At 73.0% G+C, this 19,857-nt stretch carries 16 protein-coding genes and 1 pseudogene; 7 read left to right on the plus strand and 10 right to left on the minus strand.

The window, feature by feature from the left end; all coding sequences use genetic code 11:
- The first annotated feature begins 183 nt into the window (after positions 1 to 183).
- Complete coding sequence (locus tag ACVV2G_RS25575) at positions 184 to 981, plus strand: MerR family transcriptional regulator (RefSeq protein ID WP_453845115.1); 798 nt, start codon at positions 184 to 186, stop codon at positions 979 to 981.
- Between the two features lie 9 nt (positions 982 to 990).
- Here ACVV2G_RS25575 and ACVV2G_RS25580 read toward each other — a convergent pair whose 3' ends face one another.
- The 3 genes from ACVV2G_RS25580 to ACVV2G_RS25590 are packed head-to-tail and all read right to left on the minus strand — an operon-like array spanning position 991 to position 5,747.
- Positions 991 to 3,189, minus strand: a complete 2,199-nt coding sequence (locus ACVV2G_RS25580) for a 3-hydroxyacyl-CoA dehydrogenase NAD-binding domain-containing protein (RefSeq protein ID WP_453845116.1) — start codon at positions 3,187 to 3,189, stop codon at positions 991 to 993.
- Positions 3,190 to 3,237: 48 nt separating this feature from the next.
- Positions 3,238 to 4,452 (minus strand): acetyl-CoA C-acetyltransferase, encoded by a 1,215-nt coding sequence (locus ACVV2G_RS25585; protein WP_453845117.1) that lies wholly within the window; start codon positions 4,450 to 4,452, stop codon positions 3,238 to 3,240.
- A gap of 11 nt (positions 4,453 to 4,463) precedes the next feature.
- Positions 4,464 to 5,747 carry a CaiB/BaiF CoA transferase family protein gene (locus ACVV2G_RS25590; protein WP_453845118.1) on the minus strand — a complete coding sequence of 428 codons (1,284 nt, stop codon included), beginning with the start codon at positions 5,745 to 5,747 and terminating at the stop codon, positions 4,464 to 4,466.
- A gap of 205 nt (positions 5,748 to 5,952) precedes the next feature.
- Between ACVV2G_RS25590 and ACVV2G_RS25595 the strand changes: the two genes are divergently transcribed.
- Positions 5,953 to 7,137, plus strand: coding sequence for a saccharopine dehydrogenase family protein (locus ACVV2G_RS25595; RefSeq protein WP_453845119.1), 1,185 nt, complete (start codon positions 5,953 to 5,955; stop codon positions 7,135 to 7,137).
- Between the two features lie 181 nt (positions 7,138 to 7,318).
- Here ACVV2G_RS25595 and mmpA read toward each other — a convergent pair.
- Positions 7,319 to 7,462: pseudogene (mmpA, locus tag ACVV2G_RS25600) on the minus strand (morphogenic membrane protein MmpA); the annotation flags it as partial.
- A 216-nt stretch (positions 7,463 to 7,678) separates the two neighbouring features.
- On the opposite strand from mmpA, the gene ACVV2G_RS25605 reads away from it, so the two are divergent.
- Positions 7,679 to 7,873, plus strand: a complete 195-nt coding sequence (locus tag ACVV2G_RS25605; protein WP_453845120.1) for a hypothetical protein — start codon at positions 7,679 to 7,681, stop codon at positions 7,871 to 7,873.
- On the opposite strand, the gene ACVV2G_RS25610 is transcribed toward ACVV2G_RS25605, so the two are convergent.
- Positions 7,861 to 8,562 (minus strand): endonuclease V, encoded by a 702-nt coding sequence (locus ACVV2G_RS25610; protein WP_453845121.1) that lies wholly within the window; start codon positions 8,560 to 8,562, stop codon positions 7,861 to 7,863. The genes ACVV2G_RS25605 and ACVV2G_RS25610 overlap by 13 nt on opposite strands.
- A 356-nt stretch (positions 8,563 to 8,918) precedes the next feature.
- The gene (locus ACVV2G_RS25615) at positions 8,919 to 9,248 is read right to left on the minus strand and encodes a plasmid stabilization protein (protein ID WP_453845122.1); all 330 of its coding nucleotides are present in this window, start codon (positions 9,246 to 9,248) and stop codon (positions 8,919 to 8,921) included.
- A gap of 374 nt (positions 9,249 to 9,622) precedes the next feature.
- Here ACVV2G_RS25615 and ssgD point away from each other — a divergent pair, with 374 nt between their 5' ends.
- Entirely contained in the window at positions 9,623 to 10,039 is a 417-nt protein-coding gene (gene ssgD, locus ACVV2G_RS25620) for a spore wall synthesis regulator SsgD (protein ID WP_453845123.1), read from the plus strand.
- Positions 10,040 to 10,244: 205 nt separating this feature from the next.
- Here the strand turns inward: ssgD and ACVV2G_RS25625 are convergent, their stop codons facing one another.
- Entirely contained in the window at positions 10,245 to 10,916 is a 672-nt protein-coding gene (locus tag ACVV2G_RS25625) for a GOLPH3/VPS74 family protein (protein ID WP_453845124.1), read from the minus strand.
- A gap of 351 nt (positions 10,917 to 11,267) precedes the next feature.
- On the opposite strand from ACVV2G_RS25625, the gene ACVV2G_RS25630 reads away from it, so the two are divergent.
- Both ACVV2G_RS25630 and ACVV2G_RS25635 read left to right on the plus strand, forming a co-directional pair.
- Positions 11,268 to 12,893: an ABC-F family ATP-binding cassette domain-containing protein gene (locus ACVV2G_RS25630; protein WP_453845125.1), complete on the plus strand. Its 1,626-nt coding sequence runs from the start codon at positions 11,268 to 11,270 to the stop codon at positions 12,891 to 12,893.
- 274 nt (positions 12,894 to 13,167) lie between these two features.
- Positions 13,168 to 14,142 carry an acyl-ACP desaturase gene (locus ACVV2G_RS25635; RefSeq protein WP_453845126.1) on the plus strand — a complete coding sequence of 325 codons (975 nt, stop codon included), beginning with the start codon at positions 13,168 to 13,170 and terminating at the stop codon, positions 14,140 to 14,142.
- A 126-nt stretch (positions 14,143 to 14,268) separates the two neighbouring features.
- On the opposite strand, the gene ACVV2G_RS25640 is transcribed toward ACVV2G_RS25635, so the two are convergent.
- The 3 genes from ACVV2G_RS25640 to ACVV2G_RS25650 form a co-directional block, all read right to left on the minus strand.
- Positions 14,269 to 14,514: a WhiB family transcriptional regulator gene (locus ACVV2G_RS25640; RefSeq protein ID WP_453845127.1), complete on the minus strand. Its 246-nt coding sequence runs from the start codon at positions 14,512 to 14,514 to the stop codon at positions 14,269 to 14,271.
- Between the two features lie 383 nt (positions 14,515 to 14,897).
- Entirely contained in the window at positions 14,898 to 15,947 is a 1,050-nt protein-coding gene (locus tag ACVV2G_RS25645; RefSeq protein WP_453845128.1) for a LacI family DNA-binding transcriptional regulator, read from the minus strand.
- Between the two features lie 217 nt (positions 15,948 to 16,164).
- Complete coding sequence (locus ACVV2G_RS25650) at positions 16,165 to 17,175, minus strand: multicopper oxidase domain-containing protein (protein WP_453845129.1); 1,011 nt, start codon at positions 17,173 to 17,175, stop codon at positions 16,165 to 16,167.
- Between the two features lie 199 nt (positions 17,176 to 17,374).
- Here ACVV2G_RS25650 and ACVV2G_RS25655 point away from each other — a divergent pair, with 199 nt between their 5' ends.
- Positions 17,375 to 19,852 carry a ThuA domain-containing protein gene (locus tag ACVV2G_RS25655; RefSeq protein ID WP_453845130.1) on the plus strand — a complete coding sequence of 826 codons (2,478 nt, stop codon included), beginning with the start codon at positions 17,375 to 17,377 and terminating at the stop codon, positions 19,850 to 19,852.
- The last annotated feature ends 5 nt before the right edge of the window (positions 19,853 to 19,857 follow it).

The raw sequence follows: 19,857 nt of genomic DNA on the forward strand, positions 1-19,857 counted from the left end.
GTCCGTACTGCAACGACGCCCGCACCGCCCTGCGCGGCGGGACCAGGGCCGCACCTGGCCACGACTGCGTCGTCGTGCGGTGGCTCGTGTCACGCGGCGTGACTCCGCACACGATCGGTCGGCCGTCTCCACGGGGTGCGCAGGAGGTGTCACAGCACGGGTGGGACAGCGATACTGCTGCACATGACGACGACCGACGCCGAGGAGCCGGTGGCCCTCACGATCGACGAGCTGGCGGCGCGGGCCGGTGTCACGGTGCGCACGGTGCGCTTCTACGGCACCAGGGGACTGCTGCCGCCGCCCGCGATCGGCCCGCGCCGGGTCGGGCGCTACGGCGGGGAGCACCTGGCCCGGCTGGCGCTGATCGAGGAGCTGCAGCACCAGGGCATGACGCTGGCCGCGATCGAGCGGTACCTCAAGCAGCTGCCGCCGGACCTGAGCGCTCACGACCTCGCGCTGCACCGCGCGGTGGTGGCCTCCTGGGCGCCGGAGGCGGTGGAGCGCGTCACGCGTGAGGAGCTGGGCCGTCGGGCGGCCGCCCTGCGGGGCCGGCCGCTGACCGACGCGGAGGTGGACCGCCTGGCGGCGATGGACGTCGTCGTCCGGGACGCGGACGCCCCGGACGGCGCCGCCTACCGCCTCGACGCCGGGCTGCTCCGGATCGGCGTCGAACTGCTCGACGTGCCCTTCTCCCCCGAGACCGTCCTCGCCGCCCGTACCGCCCTGCTCGAGCACTCCCGCGCCGCCGCGCGCGACCTGTCGCGGCTGCTGCGCGACGCGGTCGCCGAACGCGACGCGCGGGACGTGCGGTCCCTGTCGGCCCACATGCACCCGATCGTGGTGCAGGCGCTGCTGACCACGTTCCAGCGGTCGCTGCGCGAGGAGCTGCGGGAATGGCTCGCCAAGGAGCCCGGCACGGGCGACGGCAGGAAACCCGGCACGGGTGCCGGCGAGGAGCCCGTGCCGGGGTCCGACCGGTGATCCGGCCGCTCAGCGGGCGTCGGTGAAGACCTCCCCCTTGTCCGCCTTCTCCACCAGGAGCGCGGGCGGCGTGAAGCGCTCGCCGTAGCGGTCGGCCAGCTCACGCGCCCGGGCCACGAAACCGGGCAGTCCGGTCCCGCGCCCCGCGCCGCCGTCGTAACCGTTGATGTACTGGAGGACGCCGCCCGTCCAGCCGGGGAAGCCGATGCCGAGGATCGAGCCGATGTTGGCGTCGGCGACGGAGGTGAGCACGCCCTCCTCCAGGAGCCTGACCGTGTCGAGCGCCTCCGCGAAGAGCATGCGCTCCTGCATGTCCTCGAAGGGCATCTCGTGGCCGGGCCGGGTGAAGTGCTCGCGCAGGCCCGGCCACAGTCCCGCCCGCCTGCCGTCCTCGCCGTACTCGTAGAAGCCGGCGCCCCCGCTGCGGCCCGGTCGGCCGAACTCGTCGACCATGCGGTCGATGACGGCCTCGGCAGGGTGAGCGGTCCAGGTTCCGCCGGCCTCCTCCACGGCCCGCCGGCTCTCCTCGCGGATCTTCCGCGGGAGGGTGAGCGTCAGCTCGTCCATCAGGGAGAGCACCCTGGCCGGGTAGCCCGCCTGGGCCGCCGCCTGCTCGACGGACGCGGGCTCGACGCCCTCGCCGACCATGGCCACGCCCTCGTTGATGAAGTGGCCGATGACCCGGGAGGTGAAGAAGCCGCGCGAGTCGTTGACGACGATCGGCGTCTTGTTGATCTGCCGGACCAGGTCGAAGGCGCGGGCCAGCGCCTCGTCGCCGGTCCGCTCGCCCTTGATGATCTCGACGAGCGGCATCCTGTCGACCGGCGAGAAGAAGTGCAGCCCGATGAAGTCGGCCTGGCGCTCGACGCCCTCGGCCAGCGCGGTGATGGGCAGCGTGGAGGTGTTGGAACACAGCAGCGCGTCGGGGGCGACGACGTGCTGGATCTCCTGGAAGACCTTGTGCTTGAGGGAGGTGTCCTCGAAGACCGCCTCGATGACCGCGTCGCAGCCCGCGAGGTCGGCGGCCTCGGCGGCCGGCGTGATGCGGGCCAGCAGGGCGTCGGCCTTCTCCTGCGTCGTGCGGCCCTTGGCGACGGCCTTGGCGCACAGTTTCTCGGAGTAGCCCTTGCCCTTGAGAGCCGACTCCAGGGAGACGTCCTTGAGGACGACGTCGATGCCCGCGCGGGCGCACGAGTAGGCGATGCCGGCGCCCATCATGCCGGCGCCGAGGACGGCCGCCTTGGTGACCTTGCGGGGCTCGACGCCCTGGGGGCGGTTGGCTCCGGAGTTGACGGCCTGGAGGTCGAAGAAGAAGGCCTGGATCATGTTCTTCGAGGTCTGGCCCGCGGCCAGCTCGACGAAGTAGCGGGCCTCGATGACCTGCGCGGTCTCGAAGTCGACCTGGGAGCCCTCGACGGCGGCGGCCATGATGCTCCGCGGCGCCGGGTAGGGGGCGCCGTTGGTCTGCTTGCGCAGGTTGGCGGGGAAGGCCGGCAGGTTCGCCGCGAACTTGGGGTGGGAGGGGGTGCCGCCGGGGATGCGGTAGCCGGGCCTGTCCCAGGGCTGGGCGGACTCCGGATGGGCGTCGATGAAGGCGCGGGCCCTGGCCAGCATGTCCTCGCGGCTGTCGGCGACCTCGTCGACCAGGCCGTTCTCCTGGGCGCGGCGCGGGTTGTACTGGGTGCCCTGGAGCAGGACCTTCAGCAGCGCGTCGGTGATGCCGAGCATCCGGACGGTGCGGACCACGCCGCCGCCTCCGGGGAGCAGGCCGAGCGTGACCTCGGGGCAGCCGATCTTCGAGCCGGGGGCGTCGAGGGCGACGCGGTGGTGGCAGGCGAGGGCGATCTCGTAGCCGCCGCCGAGGGCCGCGCCGTTCATGGCGGCGACGACCGGCTTGCCGAGGGTCTCGATGCGCCGCAGGTCGCGCTTGATCGCCATGCCGCCGTCGAAGAGGTCCTGGGCGGTCTCGGGCGTGACGCGGATCAGGTCGCGCAGGTCGCCGCCGGCGAAGAAGGTCTTCTTGGCGGAGGTGACGATGACGCCGCGGATCGAGTCCTTCTCGGCCTCCAGGCGGTCGGTGACCGCGGCGAGGGACGCGCGGAACGCCTGGTTCATGGTGTTCGCCGACTGGTCCGGGTCGTCGAGGACGAGGGTGACGACGCCGGTGTCGTCCTGTTCCCAGCGGATGGTGGTGCTCTCGGTCGTCATGGCAGGGGTCTCCAGTGAGGTCTTCGGTGGCCGCGGTTCCGCAGGGGGTCAGACGCGCTCGACGATCGTGGCGATGCCCATGCCGCCGCCCACGCAGAGGGTGGCGAGGCCGTAGCGCTTGTCCTGGCGCTCCAGTTCGTCGACGAGGGTGCCGAGGATCATTGCGCCGGTGGCACCGAGGGGGTGGCCGAGCGCGATGGCGCCGCCGTTGACGTTGACCCGGTCCAGGGACAGGCCCATGTCCTTCACGAAGCGCAGGACGACGGCCGCGAAGGCCTCGTTGATCTCGACGAGGTCGATGTCGTCGATGGTGAGTCCGGCCTTGGCGAGGGCCTTGCGGGTGGCGGGGGCGGGGCCGGTGAGCATGATGGTGGGCTCGGAGCCGGACACGGCGGCGGAGACGATCCGGGCGCGCGGGGCGAGGCCGTAGCGGTCACCGACCTCCTTGGAGCCGATGGCGACCAGGGAGGCGCCGTCCACGATGCCGGAGGAGTTGCCCGCGTGGTGGACGTGGTCGATCTTCTCGACCCAGTGGTACTTCTGCAGCGCCACGGCGTCGAAGCCGCCGAGTTCGCCGATGTCGGCGAAGGAGGGCTTGAGCTGCGCGAGGGAGTCGGCGGTGGTGCCGGGGCGCGGGTGTTCGTCGTGGTCGAGGACGGTGAGGCCGCTGCGGTCCCTCACCGGCACGACGGACCGCCCGAAGCGGTTCTCCTTCCAGGCGGTGGCCGCACGTTCCTGGGAGAGGGCCGCGTACTCGTCGACGTCGCGGCGTGAGAAGCCCTCGATGGTGGCGATCAGGTCGGCGCCGATGCCCTGCGGCACGAAGTCGGTGGCGAGATTGGTCATCGGGTCGTTGAACCAGGCGCCGCCGTCCGAGGCCATCGGCACCCGGGACATCGACTCGACACCGCCGGCGAGAACCAGGTCCTCCCAGCCGGAACGCACCTTGGCGGCGGCCAGGTTGACGGCTTCCAGACCCGAGGCGCAGAAGCGGTTCTCCTGGACGCCCGCCACCGTGTCCGGCAGGCCGGCCGCGACGGCGGCGATGCGGGCGATGTCGGAGCCCTGGTCGCCGACGGGGCCGACGACGCCGAGCACGATGTCGTCCACGGCGGCCGGGTCCAGGTCCGGGAAGCGGGCGCGGATCTCGTGGATGAGGCCGACGACCAGGTCGACGGGCTTCGTGCCGTGCAGGGCGCCGTTCGCCTTGCCGCGTCCGCGCGGGGTGCGGATCGCGTCGTACACGTACGCTTCGGTGGTCACTGGCAGGCCTTTCACTGAGGGTTCGGGGCGGGGTTCTGGGCGGGAGCGGGCTCCGGGGCGGGCTTGGACTCCTGGGCGGGAGCGGACCCCGGGGCGGGTGCGGGTGCGGGCCCTGGTGCGTGGCCCGGGTGTCGGGGCAGGCCCCAGTCACGGGTGACGGCCTCGGTGTCGGCGCCCGGCAGGGCGGGCCCGGTGCGGACGGCGGTGGGGGTCGCGGAGAAGCGGGGCGCGGGGGCGGGCTGGGTGATGCCGCCGTGGTGCGAGAAGGTGCCGCGGGCGGCGAGGTGCGGGTGGTGCGGGGCTTCACGGAGCGACAGGACGGGCGCCACACAGGCGTCGGAGTCCGCGAAGACGGCCGCCCACTCGTCCCGGGTGCGGGTCGTGAACCGTGCGGCGATGGCCTCGCGCAGTTCGCTCCAGCGGGCCGTGTCCTCCCGGGCCGGTGCCCGGTCGGGGATGCCGAGCAGGTCCGTGAACTCGGCGTAGAACCGGGGTTCCAGCGCACCGACCGCCATGTGGAGGCCGTCGGCGGTCTCGTAGGTGCCGTAGAAGGGGCAGCCGCCGTCGAGGAGGTTGGCGCCGCGGCGGTCCTGCCAGCTCCCGGCGGCGAGCATGCCGTGGATCATCGAGGAGAGGTGCGCGGTGCCGTCGACGACGGCGGCATCGACGACCTGCCCGGCACCGCTCGCGCGCGCGTGGTGCAGGGCGGCGAGGACGCCGACGACCAGGTAGAGGGAGCCGCCCGCGTAGTCGCCGAGGAGGTTGGCCGGGACGGCCGGGGGCCCGCCCGGGGCGCCGATCATGCCGAGGGTGCCGGTGAGCGCGATGTACCCGATGTCGTGACCGGCGCGGTCGGCGAGCGGACCGTCCTGGCCCCAGCCGGTCATCCGGCCGTAGACCAGGCGCGGGTTGCGTGCGTGGCAGGGGCCGGGGCCGACGCCGAGCCGTTCGGCGACGCCCGGGCGGTAGCCCTCGATGAGCACGTCGGCGCGTTCGGCGAGGTCGAGGACCCGGGCCGGGCCGTCCGGCGACTTCAGGTCGGCCACCACCGAACGCTTGTTGCGGTTGGTGACGTCGCGGGCGGGGTCGATGCCGAGAACGGCGCCGCCGGGACGGTCGACGCGGACCACGTCGGCACCCAGGTCGGCCAGGAGCATGGCGGCGAACGGCCCCGGTCCGATGCCCGCCAGCTCGACCACGCGCACCCCGTCGAGCGGGCCCCCGGCCGGTTCCCCCGACGGTTCCCCCGCCGGTTCCCCCGCCGGCTCCCTCGCCGGCGTCCTCGCTCGCGACATCGGGCCCCCAGCCATGTGACACAGTTGATGTAACACCAGTGATGCTAGAAACGTGTTCCACCGGGCACAAGCCCCGGGCGAGCAAGCGCTTAGCCCATTATGGCCAGGCCCCTCTTCGGAGCGGCACCTCTCACGCTAGCCTCGGCCACCGGCGACGGCGCGTGCTGCGGGTCCGAGAACCGCCCACGGGCGACCAAGGGGTGACATGAGCAGGCTGAACGGGACTGACCGGCCGTACGACATCGTGCTCTTCGGAGCGACCGGCTTCGTCGGCGAACTCACCGCGGAGTACCTCGCCGCGCACGCGCCCGACGGGCTGCGCTGGGCGATCGCCGGGCGCAGTGAGGAGAAGCTGCGGCGACTGCGGGAGCGGCTGCCCGGCGGAACGGGCGTCGGCGTCCTGCGCGCGGACGTGACCGATCCCTCCTCGCTGCGCGCGCTCGCCGAGCACGCGCGCGTGGTGGCCACGACGGTGGGTCCGTACATCCGGTACGGCGACGCGCTGGTCGCCGCCTGCGCGGAGACCGGCGCGGACTATCTCGACCTGACCGGTGAGCCGGAGTTCGTGGACCTGACGTACGTCCGTCACGACGCTCGTGCGCGGGAGAGCGGCGCGCGGCTGGTGCACGCCTGCGGCTTCGACTCCGTGCCGCACGACCTGGGCGTGCACTTCACCGTGCGGCAGCTCCCCGAGGGGGTGCCGCTGACCGTGGACGGCTTCGTGACCGCCGACGCCGCCTTCTCGGGCGGTACGTTCGCCTCCGCACTGGGCCAGTTCGCGCGCGGCCGGCAGTTGCGGGCCGCCGCGCGGGAACGCCGGCGCCACGAGCCGAGGCTGGTGGGCCGCCGGGCGGTGACGCCGACGGGCAGGCCGCGCTTCGCCGGGGAGGTCGGCGCCTGGGCGCTGCCGCTGCCGCTGCCGACCATCGACGCGCAGATCGTGCGGTGTTCCGCGAAGGCCCTGGACCGCTACGGCCCCGACTTCCGCTACCGCCACTACGCGGCCGTGCGGCGTCTGCCCGTCGCGGTGGGCGGCGTGGCGGCCGTGGGGGCGCTGGCGGCGGCGGCCCAGGTCCCGCCGGCGCGGCGCTGGCTGTCCGGCCGGCTCCAGCCGGGTGACGGGCCGAGCGCCGAGAAGCGGGCGAAGAGCTGGTTCTCGGTGCGCTTCGTGGGCGAGGGCGGTGGCCGGAAGGTGTTCACCGAGGTCACGGGCGGCGACCCGGGATACGACGAGACGGCGAAGATGTTCGCCGAGGCGGCGCTCTCCCTCGCCCTCGACGACCTGCCGCCGGTGGCGGGGCAGGTCACGACGGCCGTGGCGATGGGGGACGCGCTGACCGGGCGCCTGCGTGCGGCGGGGGTCCGCTTCCGGGTGGCCGCGACCCGCTGACGGCCGTCCCTGGGCCTGACCGACGGATCGGGTCCACCTTGACGGCCCTCCCGGGGGCCGGACCGACGGCCCCCGGGCCCCACCTTGACGGCCGTCCCGAGGCCCGGTCGACGGCCCGGGCCCCCCTCCCAAGGCCTGTTCGGCGGACGGGCCCTCCCCGCTCGCCTGCGGACGGGCCCTGCCCCGCCCACCCGGCGATGGTGTAGATCATCCCGCCGGTCCAGGCCAGCCCCGCTGCCACGGCGAGCACCAGGCCGGCGACCACCGTCCGCTCGACGGGCCGGCCGAGCCGGTGGGCGGACTGCTGGGGTGCGCGCTGCGTCGTCGTGCGACCAGCCCGGCGCCACCGGCGGAGCGCGCACATCCGTACGGATACTCGGTCGGCCCTCAGGTCCCGCGCGGGTACCGGGCCCGGCCCGGACCGCGGGCAGCGCGCGACGGCCTGCACCGCCGTTTGAGACTTTTCCCGTCCCGGCGCCCCGGTGTCCGCCTCCGAGCACACCCAAGTGCCAACAAGGAGTTCAATGAAACCCTTGAAGGCATGAAGTTCCTTCTCGAAGTCACCATGGACGAGGGCGCGCTCGCCGAGGACCCCGCGGGCGAGCTGCAGCGGATCCTGCGGTACTGGGGCGGCAACCTGAAGCACTACGCACTGGACCCCGGTGACGGTGCGGCGATCCACGACTCCGCGTACCGGGAGGTGGGCCGCTGGAGCGTCGAGGATCAGGCCGGGTAGGTGACCGACCGCAGGGCCTCGCGGCACAGGGCGTCCGCCCTGCGGGTGGTCTCCGGCAGTCGGTGGGCCGGGGCCAGCGCCAGCGTGTGGGCGCAGGCGTTGGCGAGGCTCACGCGGTGGCCGACGGAGACGAAGACCGGCTTGACACCGTCGCGCGTACGGACGGCACGCCCGACCTCCTCGGTGCCGGAGAGCAGCGGGGACGTACTGCCGCGCACCGCGCCCGGGTCGTCGTACGTGAAGGTGAACGGGTTCTTGGCGACGCCGATGGTGGGCAGGCCGGTGAGGACGCCGAGGTGGCTGGCGAGGCCGAAGCGGCGCGGGTGGGCCAGGCCGTAGCCGTCGCAGACGACCAGGCCGGGCGCGCAGGGCAACGCCTCCAGGGCGGCGAGGACGGCCGGGATCTCCCGGAAGGCGAGCAGGCCGGGCACGTACGGAAAGGAGATCCGCCCGACGGCCGTGGCCTCGGCGACGACGGCGAGGGTCGCGGCGTCCAGCACCACGGCCGCCGCGGCGACCACGTCCCGGGCGTCGTCGTAGGCGACGTCCACGCCGGTCACCCGGCCCGTGCCGGGCGGCGGACCCGGTTCGTCGAGCACCACCCGGGCCCGCAGTCCGTCCTGGACGGCGCGGGCCCGTTCCCCGGTCGCGGGCCAGTCGTCGGGGATCTGCACGGTCACGGTCGTCATGGTGGCCGCAACCCTACGGGACCCCGGCGTACGCTCGCGATCATGTGCGTACTGGGGCTGCCCTGCACCGCCCCGCTCGACGCCCTCGACGCCGTGCTGGACGAGCACGTGGCGTGGCTCGGCCCGCCCTACGGACAAGGGCCCTCCCTGGCGCCCGGACGCCAGGAGCCCCGCGACGGCGGGGTGGTCATCGCCGTCGCACAGGACCGGGCGCGGATCGGGGGGAACCACCGCGGGCGGCCCCTTCGTCGGGGCCGGCGGGTGCGCGTACCGCGTCACCGGGTTCGCCGCCACGACGACGGCACCGGCGCCGGAGCGTTACCGGGAGACGCGGGCCCGAGGGGCCGCTCCACGGCTCACTTGCCCAGCGCGCGCTGCAGCTCGCCCTTGTTCATGCGCGAACGGCCGCTGAGGTCACGGCGCTTGGCCTCCTGGTACAGCTGGTCGTAGGTGGGCCCCTGGGGGCCCTGCCGGTTGCCGGACCGCCGGCCACCGCGCCTGCTCGGCGACTCGCCCTGCGTGGACGTCCGGCTGGCGGTCTTCGACTCGCCGGACCGGGCGCGTTCCTTGTTCACCGTCCGGGCCGCGATCTCCTTGGCGCGGCCGGTGCTCTCGCCGCGGTCCTCGGCGCTGTCCTTGATGTGCTCGTACTGGCGCTCCCGCTTGGAGCTCGAACCGCGTGGCATGTCCGCTCACTTCCTCTCGCGTTCGGCGAACGGGTACCCACGGTGCGGACGGACACCCGGCCCCGCACGAAGCCGGAACTCCGGCCGGGCGGACCGCGCCGTGTGCCCCGTGCCGTCCGAGCGCCTCGTGGCGGGCGAAGCCGGTCCACGGTCCCGGTGCCGTACAGGGGGCCTCGGGCGGCGCACCGCGGGGGACGCGAGTGTCCCAAGTGCCCTGGGAGGCACACGAGGAGAGTCACGTCACTCCCGTGCATGAACGCGGTGACAGAGGTCACTAGGTCTTCGTGTGCACGGATTGGCTGATTCCGTCGTCTCTTCCAGTGCCCGGCCCGAACCACCCCGAGCCCGTCCAGCCGTCACGAGGGAGCAAGGCGTTGTCCACCGTCATCGAGCAGCCCGTCGAGGCGCGTCTCGTCGCCGCCGCACCGCGTATGCCGAACATTCCCGCCACGCTGCGCTACGACCGCAGCGACCCGTTCGCCGTCCGCATGACCTTTCCCGCTCCGGCCACCCTCGAGGGCGTGGACGTCTGCTGGACCTTCTCCCGCGAGCTGCTCATCTCGGGGATGCAGGAGCCCGACGGTCACGGTGACGTGCGGGTGCGGCCGTACGGGTACGACCGCACCGTACTGGAGTTCCACGCGCCCGAGGGCACCGCCGTGATCCACGTCCGCTCGGGCGAGCTGCGCCGGTTCCTGCACGCCACCGGCGAGCTGGTGCCCCTCGGCCTGGAACATCTCCAGCTGGACCTGGACCACGATCTGGCGGAGCTGATGCGCGGGACCTGCTGACCGCTCCGGGGCGCGGCTGCGGTGCGTGGGTCCAGGGCCCGCCCCCGGTCCGGGACGCTCCCCCTTCGGCCCCTCCGGCTTCGGTTCGCGGCTCGGCGTTTCCGGCGTGCGCCCCGGTTCGTCGATCCGACTCCCGGTCCCCGCCCGTGTACCTGCCTCCGCCTCGCCGTGCCTGTGCCTGTGCCCCCGGACGCCGATGCGGCGTTCAGCCTCCCGTCGACGCCACGGCACGCGCCGTCTCGGCGCTCACCGCTCCCCACACCTCGCCCACGATCTTCCGCAGGCCGGGCGCCGCCGCCCCGCTGCGCTCGATCAGCTCCGCGATCCTGCTCTCCCGCCGCGCGCCCGTCCCGGCGGGACCGAGGGTGCGCAGTTCCGCGGCGGCCGCCAGCGCGGCGACGGCCGCGTCCCGTTCGGAGGCATCCCCTGCCGGTGCCGGGCCCTCGATGGCGTACCGCGTCTCCTCCCGGAGCACCGTGGCGGCGGCGACCCGCGCGAGCACGTGGTCCACGGACGGGAAGACGCCCAGTACACGCTTCTTCTCCGCGCGCAGGTACCCGTCGGCCACCAACTGCTCCCGGACGGCGTCGAAGGTGGTACCGGCGTACAGCCTCACCCAGCTGCGCCACCGGTGCGGCATCGACTCGCGGACGAGGTCGAGGAGCCCGTCGAGGACCGCGTCCCCGGTGCGGGAGTCCTGGTCGACGGGGGTGGCGATGCCCTCGTCGTCGATGAGCAGACCGCGCTGGGCCAGCTCGGTCAGCGCGCCGGCGCGCACCAGGTGGTGCACCCGGGCGGTGTCGGCGCTCCCGGGTCGTGCGGGGTCCCAGGCCAGCAGGCAGAGCCGGGCCGGCAGTGAGAGCGAGCCGTTGGGCACGGGGCCTCCTCAGGGCCGTGGGAGCGGGCGGGCCGAGCCACGGGCCGGGCCGGAGCACCGGCCCGTAAAGGCGTTGACAACCCACCCTGCCACTCCTAAGTTTTGTAGCGCTTCTGTCGCCGCCGTTGGGAGAAGGACGTTGCTCGTCTGAGGTCCTGAGACACCACGTCCCCCACGTCACGCGGGGACGTCGCGTGCGACCTCGGCGTTCGAGCCGTCCTCGCGGAGCAGGGCTTTTCCCATGCCCCGTGTTCCCGGGCCCCTCCTCTCGCCGCCCTGCGGCGGTCGCCGCCTCCGGTGTCTCGATACGCGTTTGCCCCTGACCGCATCGAGCAACCGCGAAGGCCCCGTATGTCTGCTTCCATCACCTGTACCTCCCTCTCCTTCGCCTGGGCCGACGGCACCCCCGTCTTCGACGGACTCGACACCTCGTTCGGCCCCGGCAGGACCGGACTCGTCGGAGCCAACGGGTCGGGGAAATCGACCCTGCTGAAGCTCATCGCCGGGCAGCTCAGCCCGGTCGACGGTGTCGTCCGCGTGTCGGGCGAGGTCGGTCACCTCCCGCAGAACGTCACGCTCGACACCGCGCTGCGGGTCGACCAGGCGCTCGGCATCGCCGCGCGCCGGGCCGCGCTGCACGCCATCGAGGCCGGCGACGCGGCCGAGGAGCACTTCGAGACCGTCGGCGACGACTGGGACGTCGAGGAGCGCGCCCTCGCCGCCCTCGGCGAACTCGGCCTCGGCCACGTCGGGCTCGACCGCACGGTCGGCGAGGTCTCGGGCGGCGAGTCGGTCCTGCTGCGCCTGGCCGCGCTGCTGCTGCGCCGGCCCGACGTCCTGCTGCTGGACGAACCCACCAACAACCTCGACCTGTACGCGCGCAGGCGGCTGTACACGGCCGTCGGGACGTGGCCGGGCCTCATGGTGGTGGTCAGCCACGACCGGGAGCTGCTCGACCTCGTCGACCAGACAGCCGACCTGCGCTCCGGCTCGATCACCTGGTACGGCGGCAACTTCTCGGCGTACGAGGAGGCGCTGGCCGTCGAGCAGGAGGCGGCCGAGCGCCTGGTGCGGGTCGCCGAGTCCGACCTGCGCCGGCAGAAGCGCGAGCTGACCGACGCCCAGGTGACCCTCGCCCGGCGCAGGCGCTACGGCCAGAAGATGTACGACACCAAGCGCGAACCCCGCGCGGTGATGCGGTTGCGCAAACGCTCGGCACAGGAGTCCGCCGGCAAGTACCGCATCCTGCACGAGGAGAAGCTCGCCGAGGCCAGGGAGCGGCTCGACGACGCGGTGGAGGCGGTGCGGGACGACGACGTGATCCGGGTCGACCTGCCGTGCACGGCCGTGCCGCCGGGCCGGTCGGTGCTCACGCTGCGGGAGCTGGAGCTCGCGCACGGCGCGCGCGTCGAGCGCGGACTCGATCTGCACGGCCCCGAGCGGATCGCGCTGATCGGACGCAACGGCGCGGGCAAGACGACGCTGCTGCGCACGATCGCCGGAGAGCTGGAGCCGGTGTCGGGCGAGGCCACGGCCCACGTCCCGCTCCGGTTCCTGCCGCAGCGCCTGGACGTCCTCGACGGCGGGCTGAGCGTCGCCGAGAACGTGGCCCGGTTCGCGCCGGGCGCCACCCCCAACCGGATCCGGGCGCGGCTCGCGCGCTTCCTGTTCCGGGGCGCCCGCGCCGACCAGGAGGCGGCGACGCTGTCCGGCGGTGAACTCTTCCGGGCGACGCTGGCGGCGCTGATGCTGGCCGAGCCCGCGCCGCAGCTTCTGATGCTGGACGAGCCGACGAACAACCTGGACATGGCGAGCGTCCGGCAGCTCACCACCGCGCTGGCGTCGTACCGGGGAGCACTGATCGTGGCCGGCCACGACATGCCGTTCATGGAGTCGCTCGGCATCACGCGCCGGCTGCTGATGGAGGAGGGAGAACTCAGGGAGATCACGCCGGAGGCCGGCCCGTATCCCGCCTAGCGTTCGCCCAGCGTCGCTCGGAGGGTGGGGGACGTGCCTCTCGGTCCGGCCGCGGGGACTCCACGGCCGAGTCCCGCGCACGTCACCCGTCCGGCCCCCGGCCTGCGTGTCTCCGCGCCGTGGCGCCCCTGCGAGCGGCGCTGATCAGCGCCCTTTACGGCACCTTTAACCTACGGTCTCGTAACCTACGGTTTCGTAGCCTACGATTCCGTAAGTTCCCGGCACCGCTCGCCGGACGCGTTCCGTTCCCTCGCACGTCCCCCTGGAGTTCTCTGTGACGACCGTCTCCCCGCACCTCGGCACCTCCGCCGACTGGACCGACGCCCGGCTGCTGTACGCGCTGGAGGAAGTGGTCGAGACCGAACTCAACCGGCACCTGAAGGTCACCAAGGACTGGATGCCGCACGAGTACGTGCCCTGGAGCGACGGCCGCAACTTCCCCGGGTTCTTCGAGGACGGCGAGGCCTGGGAGAAGGGCCAGTCCCAGGTCACCGAGATCGGCCGGATCGCCCTGGTGGTGAACCTCCTGACGGAGGACAACCTCCCCAGCTACCACCACGAGATCGCGAGCCTCTTCGGCCGGGACGGCGCCTGGGGCACCTGGGTGCACCGCTGGACCGCGGAGGAGGGCCGGCACGGCATCGTGATGCGCGACTACCTGCTCGCCTCGCGCGCGGTGGACCCGGACAAGCTGGAGCAGTTCCGCATGGCCCACATGAGTGAGGGCTTCGAGTCGGACAACCGGCACTCGATGCTGCACTCGGTGGCCTACGTCGCCTTCCAGGAGCTGGCCACCCGCATCTCGCACCGCAACACGGGCCACCAGTCCGGCGACCCGGTCTGCGACCGCATGCTGGCCCGCATCGCGACCGACGAGAACCTGCACATGGTCTTCTACCGGAACCTGCTCAAGGCCGCCTTCGAACTCGCCCCCGACCTGACGATGCAGGCGGTGCGGGACGTGGTCGTGAACTTCCGGATGCCCGGCCACGGCATGCCCGGTTTCGAGCGGGCCGCCGCGCAGATGGCGATCGGCGAGGTCTACAACGTGCGCATCCACCACGACGACGTGATCCAGCCCGTGCTGCGCTTCCTGAAGATCATGGAGATCGAGGGTCTCGGCCCCGAGGGGCAGCAGGCCCAGGAGGAACTGGGGCTGTACATGGGCGGCCTGGACGCGGAGGCCGCCAAGTTCGACGAGAAGCTCGCGGCGCGCAAGGCGCGGATGGCGGCCCGGGCGGCGGGCTGACCGGCCCCGCCCGCCCCGCCGCCCGACTGCCGTCGCCCGCCCCGCCGCGCGGCTGCCGTCGCCCACGGGCCGCGGGTTCCTGCGGCGCGGTGTCGCGCACGTCGGGGGCGGGGCTGCGGGCGTGGTTCAGGGCGTGGTCCGCCGCAGTGCCAGCCGCTCCTTCTCCGACAGCCCGCCCCAGACTCCGAAGCGCTCGTCGTTGCTGAGTGCGTACTCCAGGCAGGCCGAGCGGATCGGGCAGAGGGCGCAGATCCGCTTCGCGTCGCGTACGGAACTGCCGGGCTCGGGGAAGAAGAAGTCCGCCCCCGTCTGTGCGCACAACGCCGCCTCCTGCCAGGCGAGGTCGGGTGTCGCGATCGTGTCGGTGTGCATGGTCAGAGCCTGCCGGGCGACGAAAAACGTTCGATCAACGCCCGATCAACGCCCCGGCGCCGGGCCTGCGGCCGACCCGATGGTCCCCCGCCCCGGGCGGACGCGCACGGCGGCGCGCGGGAGCGGGTGCCGGCGGTCGGCGGTCGGCGGTCGGCGGTCGGCGCGAGACTCGGCAGCGGCACGGGCCGGCCGCTCCCGGCATGCGCGGCACGGCGCCGGGACGACGAACCCCGGGCGGTCCCGGTCGCGGGACGGCACCTCGTCGGGGTGCGGGGCCGGGGCCCGTCCGTCGGCACCCCGGGGCCGTGGGCCCGGATGGGCGGGGTCGTGCGCGGCGTCGTCCGCCGGGTGGGCCGGGGTGATCCGGTGCCTCGTCTCCCGCCTCAGGCGCTCGCGCGGCGGACCAGCGTGGTGGGCAGGACGACTCCCGAGGAGGTGTCGGCCGTGGTCGCTCCGAAGTCCCCGGCGACGGCGCCGCGGTCCAGGCCGCGCAGCAGCAGACGGGCCATCAGCCGCCCCATCTCCTCGATGTCCTGGCGGACCGTGGTCAGCGGCGGATCGGTCTGCTCGGCGACGGGCAGCATGTCGTCGAAGCCGACCACGGCCACGTCGTCCGGCACCCGTCGGCCGCGCTCGCGCAGCACCCGCAGGGCGCCCGCCGCGGTGAGGTCGTTGGCCGCGAACACCGCGTCCAGGTCGGGGCACCGGTCGAGCAGCTCCCGCATCGCCCGCTCCCCGCCGCCCGAGGTGAAGTCCCCGCGTGCGATCAGCTCCGGTCCGGCGCCCCCGCGGACGTCGCGGAAGCCGGCGAGCCGGTCGGCCGCGGACGTCTGGTCGAGCGGGCCGGTGACGTGCGCGACCCGGGTGCGGCCGAGGCCGGTCAGGTGGAGCACGGCGTCGCGGGCGCCGCCGCGGTTGTCGCTGTCCACGTACACCACGTCGTCCCGGCCGTCGTCCCAGCCGGGCCGGCCGCCGAACACGGTGGGCACGCCGGCGCTGCGCACCAGGCCGGGCAGGGGGTCGTCGAGGTGCAGGGAGAAGACGAGGGCGCCGTCGACATGACCGCCGGCCAGATAGCGGCCGACCCGGGCGTGGTCCTCACGGCCCTCGGTGAGCAGCAGCACGAGCTGGTTGTCGTGGGCCGTCAGTTCTTTGCTGATGCCGCGGAGCTGCTGGGCGAAGTAGGGGTCGGCGAAGACCCGGGCCTCCGGTTCGGCGGCGACCACGGCGACGGCGTCGTGGCGTCTGGTCACCAGGCTGCGGGCGGCCTGGTTGGGCACGTAGCCGAGCTCCTCCACCGCGCGCCGGACCCGCTCGGCCAGCGCGTCCCGCACCCCGTGCGCCCCGTTGACCACCCGGGACACGGTGGCCCGCGAGACCCCGGCGTGTTCGGCCACGGCCTCCAGGGTGGGACGCGGCGCTGTCTGGCTCACTTCGGGGCTCCTCGTCGGCGGCTGCGGCTCAGGATAGCGGCAGCCACCGGGCGGGAGAGAGCGCTCTCCGTGCGCGGAACGCGCTTGCGCGCACGGGCGGCGAGGCCCGAACATCGGCACATGTTCCCGGGAAAGGTCCACGAGTCCTGATCACTCGTGCCGACGCCGGGCCGCGGCGTCCACCGCACTGAGGGGCGGCCCCGGCCGGGGCCGCCCCTCAGTGCTCGTGCGCGGGAGCCTCCACGGTGCCCGCACCGTGGCCGTGCGCGTGCGGGTCGTATCCGGGAATGGTGCCGTCCGCCTTCTTCACCAGGAACAGTCCCACCATCCCCATGTCGGAGTGGCTCTGCACGTGGCAGTGGTACATCCACGCCCCGGCGCCGACCCCCTCCCCCGCGATGATCTGGAAGCCGAAGGAGTCCGCCGGCCCGGTGATCTTGTTGTCGATGACCCGGCTGGGGTCGTCGGGCCCGGTGAGCATGCCGGTGCGGTTGTCGGCCCAGCGGTGACCGTGCATGTGGAAGGTGTGGTAGTACTCGCCGTGGGTGATCATCACGATCTCGACGCGGTCGCCCACCGTGGCCTCGAAGTCGGGACCGGTGTGCGGCTTGCGGTTGTTGATGAGCATGTCGTTGAAGACGATCGTGTGCGTGGCGTCCGGCAGCACGTCGCCCTTGCGGCGCACGATCACCGGCCCGTACAGGCCCTTGCGGATGCCGCCGGTGCCGTGTTCCGTGCCGACGACGTGGTCGTGGTAGTGCCAGTAGCCCGCGCTGCCCGACCGCCAGGTGCCGTCCGCGCGGCGGCCGGGCTTGTGCGTGCGCCAGGTGTACGTGCGGGTGCCGCCGGGTTCGACGTCGCTCTTGTTCATCGCGGTGCCGTCGCTGGAGATCTCGTAGTCCAGGCCGTGGACGTGCAGACTGGCCCGCACGTCCATCGTGTTCGTGAACTCGATGTGCAGCGTGTCGCCCTCGTTGAGCTCGATCGGCGGGCCGGGGACGGATGCCTTGCCCTTCTCGAAGCCGTAGCCCATCTGACCGTCGGCCAGCTTCTCGGCGTACATCCTGATGTGTCTCACCTCGCCCCCGGCCGGTGCCGTCCTCGCGGTGGCCCCGTCGGCCTGCGGGGCCTCCGCGGCCGCCCCGGCGGTCTCCGGAGCGATGGACAACGATGTCGCGACGGCTGCGCCGCCCAGCAGTACCCGTCGGTTGAAACCTCGCCTGTCCATGCCCAACTCCCCACGCCTGTACGGAATTTGCGGAGACGCAGCCCTGAGTGGCTGTGATGAACCTGTGGGACCGTACCGGCTGCCGTCGCGTTTATCCACGGTCAGGACAAAGTTCGTTCGATCCCGGTCATACCTCTTGGCGAACCACGCAAAGAGGTCTAGCTTCCTTGGCGCTGCTGCCGTGACCGAGGAGGTGCCCATGCACTTGACCGGGTTGAGCGCGAGAAGAAGAGGCTGGGCGGCGTTCGCGACCGCCGGTTTCGTCGCCGCGGGATTGCTGTCCGGCCCCGCCGCCAGCGCACGTCCGGCGCCGGACCCGCCCGTGACAACGATGTCGATCAAGTCGCCGCCCGGCGGCACCGACGTACGGGTGCTGATCTTCTACGGCTCCGCCGCGTCCGGGGACGAGTCTCCGGTCGTGAACGCCGGGATCGCCGCCATCGAGCGGATCGGGCTGTCCGGCCCGGCGAACGAGCGTTTCGCGGTCGAGGCCACGGACAACGCCTCGGTCTTCACCAACGAGAAGAGGCTCGGCCGCTTCCACGCGATCGTGTTCCTGACCGGCGGCGGCGACGTCCTCGATCCGGAGCAGGAGGCGGGTCTGGAGGCGTACATGGAGGCCGGCGGCGGTTTCGTCGGCGTCCACGACGCGGCCCGCGCGGAGCCGTACTCGGACTGGTTCACCGGTCTGGTCGGCGCCCGCCCGGCCGCCTCCAGCCCCGCCGAGGTCCAGCGGGCCACCATCGAGGTGGGTGACCGGCGTCATCCGGCCACCAAGGACCTGCCGATGGAGTGGAAGCGGCCGGACACGTGGCTGAACTGGCAGAAGAACCCGTCCGGTGACGTCCACACCGTGGCCCGGGTGCGCGAGTCGACGTACGCACCCGGTGCGGGCGCCAACGGCGCGGACCACCCGGTCAGCTGGTGCCGGGACTACGACGGCGGCCGGTCCTTCTACACCGGGATGGGCGGCACGGTGTCGTCGTACGACGAGACCGACTTCCGCGCCCATCTGCGCGGCGCCCTGCTGTGGACCACACGGCTGGCGCGGGCCGACTGCAAGGCGACCATCACCGGCAACTACCGGGCCGAGCGTCTGACCGAGCCCAACCAGCCCGGCCTGAACGACCAGATCGGCGAACCGCACGGCCTGGTCACCGCACCCGACGGCCGCGTCCTCTACATCGGCCGGGGCGGCGCGGACGCGTCCCGGCCCGTGATCACCGACTGGAACAACCCGGACGTCGGCAAGGGCAGGGGCGAGATCCACGTCTGGGACCCGAAGACCGGCGAGGTCACGCTCGCCGGTGCGCTGACCGTCTTCGGCAACAAGGGCGGCGGCGACGAGCTGACCAAGGTCGAGGAGGGCCTGCTCGGCATCGAGCTGGACCCGGAGTTCGAGGACAACGGGTGGGTGTACCTGCACTACACGCCGCACTCCGAGATCGACCGCGAGACCCGCATGGCCGAGCGGCGGGTCTCCCGCTTCACGCTCGACCGGGCCACGGACAAGCTGGACCTGGGCAGCGAGAAGGTGCTGCTGAAGTGGCCGGTGCAGATCCACAGCTGCTGCCACGCGGGCGGCGGCATGGCCTGGGACTCCAAGGGCAACCTGTACATCGCGACCGGTGACAACAACTCCAGTGGCTTCAGCGACGGTTACTCGGGCAACAACCCCGAGCCCCACTTCAAGGGCGTGTCCTTCGCCGACGCGCGCCGCACGGCCGGCAACACCAACAACCTCAACGGCAAGATCCTGCGCATCCACCCGGAGCCGGACGGGACCTACACGCTGCCGGAGGGCAACCTGTTCACCGGGAGGGAGACCGCCGAGGGCGGCGGCAAGACGCGCGGCGAGATCTATGTGATGGGCGTCCGCAACCCGGCGCGCATCTCCGTCGACCAGCAGACCGACACCCTGTACGCGGGCTGGGTCGGCCCGGACGCCGGTGCCCCGTCGCCGACGTGGGGCCCGGCCAAGTACGACACGTTCGCCGTGATCACCGAGGCCGGCAACCGCGGGTGGCCGTACTGCATGGGCAACAAGCAGCCGTACCGGGACCGGAACCTGCCGGACCCGTCGAAACCGCTGGGCTGGTACGACTGCGACGCCCCGAAGAACGAGTCGCCGAACAACGACGGCCTGGTCAACCTGCCGCCGGTGACCGGCAACAACATCTGGTACTCGCCGCAGGGCGGCGGCCCCGACTTCCCGCGCGACGAGAACGGCGTTCCGTCGTACGAGCAGGACGAGGCCACCTACAGGCTGCCCTGGCTCAAGGGCGGCGGCCAGGCCGCGATGAACGGCCCGGTCTACCGCTACGACGCGGACAGCACCAGCGCGACCAAGTGGCCCGCGTACTGGGACGGCAAGTGGTTCGTCGGTGACTTCTACGACGCCGACCAGCCGCGCAACGCGGTGCTGATGGACCCGAAGACGCAGGGCGACGGCGGTCTGCCGGTGCACTCGGAGTCACTGAAGAAGATCGTGCCGGTCGGCAACGACGGCATCAAGAACCTGATGGGCTGGAAGTTCGGCCCGGACGGCGCGCTGTACGTCCTCGACTACGGCCGCGGCTTCTTCACCTCGGACTCCAAGTCGGCCCTGTGGCGGGTCACCTACGAGGGCGGCGGCCCGACGCCGGCCGCCGGACAGCTGGCGAGGGGGACCGAGTGATACGC

This window comes from Streptomyces sp. JK94 (assembly GCF_053613315.1).

Excerpts from the sequence above, each read along its gene's own strand:
- ACVV2G_RS25575 (WP_453845115.1), top strand. The coding sequence starts at position 184 with ATGACGACGACCGACGCCGAGGAGCCGGTGGCCCTCACGATCGACGAG.
- ACVV2G_RS25580 (WP_453845116.1), bottom strand. The coding sequence starts at position 3,189 with ATGACGACCGAGAGCACCACCATCCGCTGGGAACAGGACGACACCGGC.
- ACVV2G_RS25590 (WP_453845118.1), bottom strand. The coding sequence starts at position 5,747 with ATGTCGCGAGCGAGGACGCCGGCGAGGGAGCCGGCGGGGGAACCGGCG.
- ACVV2G_RS25595 (WP_453845119.1), top strand. The coding sequence starts at position 5,953 with ATGAGCAGGCTGAACGGGACTGACCGGCCGTACGACATCGTGCTCTTC.
- ACVV2G_RS25605 (WP_453845120.1), top strand. The coding sequence starts at position 7,679 with ATGAAGTTCCTTCTCGAAGTCACCATGGACGAGGGCGCGCTCGCCGAG.
- ACVV2G_RS25610 (WP_453845121.1), bottom strand. The coding sequence starts at position 8,562 with ATGACGACCGTGACCGTGCAGATCCCCGACGACTGGCCCGCGACCGGG.
- ACVV2G_RS25615 (WP_453845122.1), bottom strand. The coding sequence starts at position 9,248 with ATGCCACGCGGTTCGAGCTCCAAGCGGGAGCGCCAGTACGAGCACATC.
- ACVV2G_RS25630 (WP_453845125.1), top strand. The coding sequence starts at position 11,268 with ATGTCTGCTTCCATCACCTGTACCTCCCTCTCCTTCGCCTGGGCCGAC.
- ACVV2G_RS25640 (WP_453845127.1), bottom strand. The coding sequence starts at position 14,514 with ATGCACACCGACACGATCGCGACACCCGACCTCGCCTGGCAGGAGGCG.
- ACVV2G_RS25650 (WP_453845129.1), bottom strand. The coding sequence starts at position 17,175 with ATGGACAGGCGAGGTTTCAACCGACGGGTACTGCTGGGCGGCGCAGCC.
- ACVV2G_RS25655 (WP_453845130.1), top strand. The coding sequence starts at position 17,375 with ATGCACTTGACCGGGTTGAGCGCGAGAAGAAGAGGCTGGGCGGCGTTC.